This is a genomic window from Synergistaceae bacterium, from assembly GCA_031272035.1.
In the GTDB taxonomy this organism is placed as follows: Bacteria; Synergistota; Synergistia; order Synergistales; family Aminobacteriaceae; genus JAISSA01.
The window spans coordinates 20160-28296 of record JAISUO010000050.1 but is presented as its reverse complement, the minus strand read 5'-3'; the positions used below and the strand labels follow the sequence as shown (position 1 = coordinate 28296).

The window sequence follows — 8137 nt, the reverse complement described above, 5'->3', positions numbered from 1 at the left end:
ATTCTCTGTGCCCAGAGACAGACGCCCCGCGTACATCACACGCCCGAAAGGGCGCTTGTCCTGCCTCAATTCCTCCATGTCGTAACTCGGAAGATGAAACGTCCGAAATTTCAGCGAAGCCTCTAACCCGTAACACGTTTCCGTATGAAAATTCACATCCTTTGAGTCACCCGTGTATACAGCGAAAGCCGTCGTTCTTCCAACCGGCCTTGACGCTCTCAGGCGAACCCACGAATCAAAAATCCGACCCGTAAACTCTTTGTCCGACGCGTGCTGCTGCTCGACCAGGCAAGCGACGTTCCAATCCTCTCCACCCACCACCGGAACGCTCAGAAAGATGTCCGAAACAAGCATATCCTTATCTGAATCGGAATCTTTCTTCGGCAGTTCCATACCTGAAATGCCGGTGATGTCCCTCGACGCGTCCATGTCGGCGGCGAGGTCCGGCATAAAATAGCCGACAGCGTCTTTCGCTCCGTCAACTATAGCGCGCTTCCATGCGGTGTCGCGCCATTTGTGCGGTCTCTCACTCATCCATGATACCCCTTGCAATTACGTCAAAATTTAAGAGTGACGACCGCCCCTCTCTTTTTCCTATTATACCAACTCAGCGGCAATCCCGTCCTGCCTTCGCTTCAAACGGCGCCACAATTCGCGTGATATAATTTACCAAAGCATCGAGGAACGTCAGGTCGTTGTGAGAGACGAAAACTAAAAGGCGACCGTTGTACTGATTTTTTGTACCTGAACTTATATCTCCATCTGAGATAGCGTGACGAAAGGCGCCCACATCAGCGGGAACCGGAACTGTCCGGTCGGGGCCTGCAGATCAGGAGCCCGGCGACGGCGGCAAGGAGGCCGATAAAAAGGGGCTCCGTATTGGGGAAAAAGATCCACGCGATCAGCATCCCTCCAAGACCGCAGAGGGAGGAGACGAAAGCCCGGCGCGGCGAGAGAAGCCCTGGCCGGAAGATGGACACCACCAGCGGAATGATCATCCCCGTCGCTCTCAGGCTCAGGGCGAGGTAGCTCAGATGCAGAATCAGCCCCTGCCGAAACACCAGAGCCAGCAGCGCGGCCGCCAGAACGGAAAGGAACACGGCCCAGCGGCTGAGGCGCAGGGCGTTTTTTTCATCCTTCGGAACGCCGGGAATCCGAAGAAGCAGGTCCAGAGAAAGGTTGGTCGCCAAACCGAGAATCAGTCCGGCAGCCCCTCCGATGGCCGTGATCAGGAGTCCGGCCCACATGACCCCCGCAAGAACGGGATGAAAATGCGCGCTCAGAAACCAGGGCAGAGCCTGCGCGGGCTCCACCACCACTCCGGCGTTGCGGAGCCCCAGCCCGATCCAGACGCCCATCAACCCCAGGGGCGGAATCAGAAACGCCGCCACCAGACAGCCCCGACGGGCCGTTTTTTCGTCCGAGGCGGAAAACACGGCCTGGAGATAGATTTGCGTGCAGAGCACCCCCACGATGAGGGACACGCAGGCGCCGAGATCCCGGCCCACTCCCCGCCCCAAAAGATTCAGCCAGGGGGAGAAGGGCAGGTCCCGGATCAGCACCTGCGGGGTCTGCCCCAGCAGAAAGGTTTTTCCGGCGCAGAGGACGAAAATCAGATACAGGATGACGACCTTCGCGCTGCCGATGAGGCTGAAGCTCTTCAGTCCTCCGGTGAAGATGAAGAACAGAATCACCAGGGCCAGGATGAAAATACCCGCTTCCTGAGAAATCGGGAACGCCGAACACAAAAGAGCCAGTCCCGCCATAAACTGCGCCGCCACCGACAGCAGCGTCCCCGCCGCCGACCCCGCCAGCGTCAGCAGCGCCGTGGGACGTCCGCAGCTCCTCTCAATGAACTCCGGAAGGGTGGAAAGTCCGGAGGCCCGTACGGGACGGGCGAACCACAGAGCGAGAATCGCACAGCTCAGGCCGCTGCCCAGGGTGAACCACCAGCCGGAGATTCCCGTCTGATAGGCCATCTGCACCGTTCCGACGGTGGACCCTCCGCTGACCAAAGCCCCCATCACCACCCCCGTGACGGAACCGGCCCTCGCCTTTCGCCCGGCCGTGGCGTACTCGCCGACGCTCTTCACTTTTCCGGAAATGGGACCCAAAAGGCAGAAAATTCCTGCCGTAACAATCGCTCCAATTACAAAAAAAGACATTTGCTTTCCTCCATTGTTGAATTACCATTGTTGAATCAAGTCTCTCCGAAAGCATAACGGGAAGCATAACGCCAATTTTATACCAGGTTGGAGTCAAAAACCTGAAATTAGAACAGTGAAAAAGCAGCGACTTCCAAAACATCCGAAACCTCCAAAACCTCATTCACACCAATTTGAAGTAAAAGGCCTAAAGTTAGAATAGCTAAAAGCAATGATATTCAAACATTAGCTTCTTCATTAACACTCGATTGAAAGCAAATTGATATCACAAAACAGAGGAATCCTGCAGGGCGATATCAGCGATCTGAGGCTTGACCCGACGAAAGATATTCAACAGCGCCGGGTCGAAATGGGTTCCGTCGCCTTCTTCGATGATGCGTCCGGCCTCCTCCGGACTGCGGGGCGGCTTGTAGGGACGCAGGGAGATCAGCGCGTCATAAACGTCGACAATGGCCAGCAGACGTCCCTCCAGCGGGATGTCCAAGCCTTTCAGCCCCATGGGGTATCCGGTACCGTTCCATTTTTCATGGTGCGTTCCGGCAAAGGTCTTCGCGTGGCGCAGAAAGTCGTCCTGGTGAATTTGATTTTCGATTTTCTCGATCATTTTGACGCCTATGGTGGTGTGACGTTTCATCTCCTCAAATTCCTGCGGTGTCAGCCGGGCCGGTTTATTCAAAATAGCGTCGCTGATGGCGATTTTCCCCACGTCGTGGAGTTGCGCCGAGGGCAGAAGAAAATCCAGATTCCAGTCGGCCGTTTCGTTCATGTAAAGGCCTTCCCGTATCATCTCGTCCACCATGAGGGCGAGATACTGCTGCGTGCGGGCAACGTGTCCTCCGGTCACCACATCCCGACTTTCCACCATCTCGGACACGGCCCCGAGAATCGCGTTCTGCAGGGTGAAAACCTGCCGGGTCTTCTGCTGAACCATTCTTGCGAGATTGTCGCTGTAATTTTTTAAATCCCGCTGCTGGGAGGCGATCAGAAGGTGATTTTCGATTCTCCGCAGCAGAAGAGGGGCGCAGAAGGGCTTGGACACGTAGTCGATCGCGCCGAGGCTCAACCCCTCCAGCTCGCTGTCGTCGTCGTTCTGAGCCGTGAGGAAAATGACCGGAACGGCACTCCAGCGCGGGTCCTTCTTCAATCGTTTTATCGCTTCATAGCCGTTCATTTCGGGCATGTTGACGTCCAAAAGAATGAGGTCCGGAATGACATTTTCGAGAAGCTCAAACATTTTCGCGGCGGAAGGCAAAGGGTAAACCTCGCACACATTTTTCAGCATATTTCTTGCGGTAAGGAGCGTCGCCCTGTTGTCGTCCACAAGGATAATTTTGCGTCGTTTCTTCATGCAGCAGCCGAAGGTTTCTTCACGCGTCGGCTTCGCGTCTTCGATTTTCATCGTTTGTCTCCTGTTTCAGTTTCATTTCTGTTTCAATTTTTATTTCTGTCGTTTTCCGGAGTTTCTCCGCCTCCGCGCTCCTCCATTTTCCAGGTTTGAAGTTCCTGGACGAGCCTTTCCCGCATTTCACCGAAGGCCGCCATGTCGGCCTGCCGTCTGAGCCAGAGGACGAGATCCGACCCGGACTCGTATTCCGCTCTTTCCAGCTGACTCACAAGACCGTCCACGCCGTCCATGCTGAACCTTTCGCAGGCTTCCAGCAGTTCGGTCAGCAGGGCTTTGTCGGGTCTGTCTTTTTTGGGTTTCTGGCGCAAACGGTCCGTTTCCTCGATTTTCAGGGTCAGTTCTTTCACCAGCTTTTCCACGGCGGCGAGAAACTCGCTGTTGTGCCGGCGAATAAATTCGAGATCGCCGGTCTTTCCCGCCCGCTCCAGCGCCTCCGCCTGTTTCCCCAGAGGGATCGCCTCCATGCTGTAACAGCTGCCTTTGAGCCCGTGAACAGCAATGGTGTAGGCTTCCAGTTTTCCCCAGTCTTTCTCTCTGTCGCGGGTGGGGTCGTTCCAGGCGTTATAATCGCGGAGCTGCTCCAGCAGAAGCGGCGTGGTCGTGACCCAGGCCCGAAAAACGTCGAGGCAGATCTCCTCGTCTCCGCCGAAACGAACGAGCCCCTTTTCAATGTCAAGCCCCTCGATCTTCCACCCGGAGAACAGCCCCGGCCCGTCGCCTTTTTCGTTTTCCGGCGGTTCCTCCTCTGACGATTCCGCCTCCGGTTTTTCGGAGAGGGACGCGAGCTCCTCGGGCTTTTGGGGCGCCCACCGGCGGATGATCCTGTCCAGACACATGACGTCGATGGGCTTTGAAAGAAACGCCTGAAAGCCGTTGCTGAGAAACATCTGTTCGTTTCCGAGGATCGCGTTGGCGGTCAGGGCAATGATGGGAATAGAAGCGGCGTACTCCGTTTTCAGGGCACGAATGCGGCGTACCGTCTCGATGCCGTCCATGACCGGCATCATGTGATCCATGAAAATGACGTCGTAGTGAACTTCTCCGCTGCGAATCGCCTCAATGGCCTGCCGGCCGCTGGTGAGGCAGTCCGTCTGCACCCCGTAGGGCTTCAGCATCCCCCGGGCCACGTCGAGATTTGTCTCGACGTCGTCCACAACCAGAACCCGAATGTGAGGAAGACGCCTCCGTTTCAGATTCGAGTTTCGGGTGCGTCGGGTGTCGAAATAATCGAAGCTCATAAGACTGTTTATAATGTTCTCGTCAATGATTGTGTCAGAGACGAATTGCTGACGGAGTCGAACCGTAAACGTCGTCCCCTTTCCATACTCGCTTTTCAGAGTGATCGACCCTCCCATCATTTCCACCAGATGTTTTGCGATGGAGAGCCCCAGACCGGTTCCCTCGATTTTCCGGTTGCGCTTCGTGTCCAGCTGGGTGTAATTGAGAAAAATTCTGTCGATATCCTCCGGGCGAATGCCGATGCCGGTGTCCGTCACGCTGCCGGTCATCCACACGTCCTTTCCGTCCCGTTCGCAGGAAAGCGACCACTTCACGCTGCCCCGCTCCGTGTACTTGAAGGCGTTGGAAAGGAGGTTGCTGAAAATCTGCCGGACTCTCAGCTCGTCCCCAAAGAGATTCAGGGGCATGCGCCGGTCGAGGTCCAGAGTAAACCGGATGGGCTTGCTGCTGATGCGCATGACGTTCAGCATCACGCAGTCGTTGATGAGACTGGGAATGTCGTAGGTGATGGGGTTCAGCTCGAACCTGCCGGATGCCACCTTCGAAATGTCCAGAATGTCGTTGACGATACCCAGCAGCACCTGTCCGGAGCGGTAGATTTTCTGCAGAGACGAGTCTTTCTCCGAGGCGGTGGTTTCGGAGCCAATGGCCAGTTCGCTCAACCCGATAATGGCGTTCAGAGGCGTGCGCATTTCGTGGCTCATGTTGGAGAGAAAATCGGTCTTGGCGCTGGAGGCGTTTTCCGCCGCCTCCCGAAGCTCCGCGAGGTGGATGTTTTGTCTCCGTATCTGTTCGAAGGCCCTCCCGATGAGCCTGGCCACGCTGAGTTCCAGAGGCAGACCGAACACCACCAACAGCACGGCGGCGGTGAGAAATCCTCTCCGGATCAGCAGAAGCGGGCCCACCACCAGAGAGGAGTAAACCCCCACGGACCATCCGCCCATCAAATTGCCCAGAGGGGCGTAGGCAAAGAGCCTGTCGACTCCGTCCAGATACTTGTACCGGCCCACGCCTCTGGCCCCCTGAACCATCTTTGAAAAAAGCTCGGCGGCGGCCTTCCATTCGGGTCGGGTTCGGGCCATGATGAAGAAGTTCCGCTGATTCTCCATCGCCTTCGGCCGGCTGCTGGCAATGAGGGTGCCGCTGTTGTCCACTATGAAAATATGTCCCGTATCCCAGACGGTCAGACGCGAAATGAGATCGCTGAAGACCTCCGCGGGAAGGGTGGCGACCAGAGCGCCGTCTCGGGCGGGAACGGCGATTCGAAAGACCAGCCTGCCGGAGGCGTCCTTTTCCAGGGTGGAAAAAGCTTTCTGCCCCCAGAGCGCCAGTTGGACGGTTCTGCTCCCAAAATACCCGCCGGAAGCGGAGTCCGGAGGATCAGAGCACCTCTCCCGCCCGTCCCTTCCCACATACGACATCGCCAGCCAGCAGGGCTGCTGACGGCCTTTTTCGCGCAGGACGGCAGAAATATCCACCTCCTGAACGGCGTCGAGGGCTTTGGAAACCCTGTCCAGCTGCTCCAGAAAAAGATCGGCCCTGCAGGAAATCAGCCGGTCCACCACTTCGCAGAGAAGCGCCATGTCTTTTCCCAGGGTCTGCAAAACGTATTCTTCCGCAAAAAACCATCCGAACCCCAAAGCGGAAAAACTCATCACCGACACCAGAAAGACAATGGTGAGACTCAGTTTTTGTCGCGCCGACACCTTGACTCCTCCCCGCACTTCCCGAAGCGCACCTCCGCCCAAAGCATTTCATAAAAAGCAGCCTTACAATATCGCACAGTCAGAACATCGGGGAGGTCAATTTTCCCTAAATGCAGGCAGGTAGTTTATTTATTATCAAAAAATATAAAGACTTTCCTGATTAGAAAATATGGTCAGAGTTTGAGTATATGAAAAACGGGCGCGTCAAAGCCGCCGGGGGGCCGCTCTCAGGGCGCCTTCAGGACAGAAGGGGCATGATGATCCAGGGATAAAACAGGATGATTCCGAACATGCGCACCGAATGGAACAGGGCGGCGGTGAGGGAGTCGGCCCCCACCTCCTCGGAGTAGATCGCGATCTGGGAGAGCCCCGCCGGCGCCGTGCAGAGCAGACAGGTGAGAAGATCTCCCGTGTGCGACGTTCTGTAGAGCAGGATGGCCAGCAGAACGGAGCCCGTCAGCATCACCAGGGTCACCAGCAGAGTGGGCAGCAGAAGTATCCGCAGCTGATCCAGAATGCGGGCGTCTATTTGGTGTCCCAGGGCCAGCCCCAGGCCGATTTGCGTAAGGGTTCTCACCCGGACGGCGCAGGTGTATTTTTTATCCAGCTTCAGCGCCAGCAGGCCGCAGGCGATCATCCCGCCCAGCATGGCTCCCGCGGGAACGCCCAGCCCGTTTGCGGCCCCCGCCCCCGCAAAGGCGCAGAGGAGAAGCAGCCCCCAGTCCCTGCCGGAGAATTTCCGGACCTTCAGAGAGGTCTCCGGCCTTTCGGCGACGATTTTCGAATCGAGGGCGGGGCTTCGGGGAACGCCCAGTTTGGCCGCGATAATCGCAATCCAGGGAAGCAGGGCCAGAAAAAGGACGATCCGGAAGATCTGGACGAAGGCCACCACCCCCACGTCCGCGTTCACGGACAGCCCGAAGATCATCATCTCCGCAATTCCTCCCGCCGTTCCGCTGATCATGGCGGTGGACAGGGAGATTCCATGAGACCGGCAGGTGGCGTACAGCGTCCAGCCGCAGAGGAAGGAAATCGCCAGCATTCCCACGAGCTGAACGAGAACAGGGCGCAGCATACTCCTTATTTTTCGCATGGTCTGACGGTCGATCTGCCGTCCCAGCATGATTCCCGTGGAGGTTTTCGCCACGAAGGAGACCACGTCCACCGGAAAAACAGGATAATATCCCGTGGCGCTGAGAACTCCCGTGAGCATCATCGACCCCAGAAGACCGGGATTGGGAACCCGCAGAAATTTAAAAATGCGATAACCCGCGTACCCCACGGCATAGGTGATACAGAACGCCGCCGCCTGGCCGCCCGGAAAACCGGTCAAATCCATGATGTTTTTGCGCCCCCTCGCTTCGACCTGACCTCGATTATACCCCAGGCCAAAGGCCGGAAATACAGAGGGTGAAATACAGAGGACGGAATATTGCCATTTTCCTTCCCTGTTTGGTATACTGTCTCAGTTATATACAGAATTTGATTTCAATTTGAGATAATCTGATATAAGGATGGTTTCGGAGAAGATGAACCTTTCGTCGCGGTTTTCAGCAGCGAGAATCGGGAGCTTTCGCGGGGTTCAGGGAAATGTTTTGTTTCGGGAGAAGTTTTTCCACGGG

General features: G+C 56.5%; 5 protein-coding genes. All 5 read right to left on the bottom strand.

The window, feature by feature from the left end:
- Window positions 1-534: hypothetical protein (locus LBR61_06490; protein ID MDR1731728.1), on the bottom strand; the 534-nt coding region annotated here is incomplete at its 3' end.
- Between the two features lie 257 nt (window positions 535-791).
- A complete protein-coding gene (locus LBR61_06485; protein MDR1731727.1) occupies window positions 792-2165 on the bottom strand; it encodes a sodium:solute symporter family protein in 1374 nt (457 codons plus the stop codon).
- Between the two features lie 265 nt (window positions 2166-2430).
- Window positions 2431-3564: a response regulator gene (locus tag LBR61_06480; protein ID MDR1731726.1), complete on the bottom strand. Its 1134-nt coding sequence runs from the start codon at window positions 3562-3564 to the stop codon at window positions 2431-2433.
- A gap of 32 nt (window positions 3565-3596) precedes the next feature.
- Window positions 3597-6515, bottom strand: coding sequence for a response regulator (locus LBR61_06475; GenBank protein MDR1731725.1), 2919 nt, complete (start codon window positions 6513-6515; stop codon window positions 3597-3599).
- Between the two features lie 238 nt (window positions 6516-6753).
- Window positions 6754-7932, bottom strand: a complete 1179-nt coding sequence (locus LBR61_06470) for an AbrB family transcriptional regulator (protein MDR1731724.1) — start codon at window positions 7930-7932, stop codon at window positions 6754-6756.
- Window positions 7933-8137 lie beyond the last annotated feature (205 nt).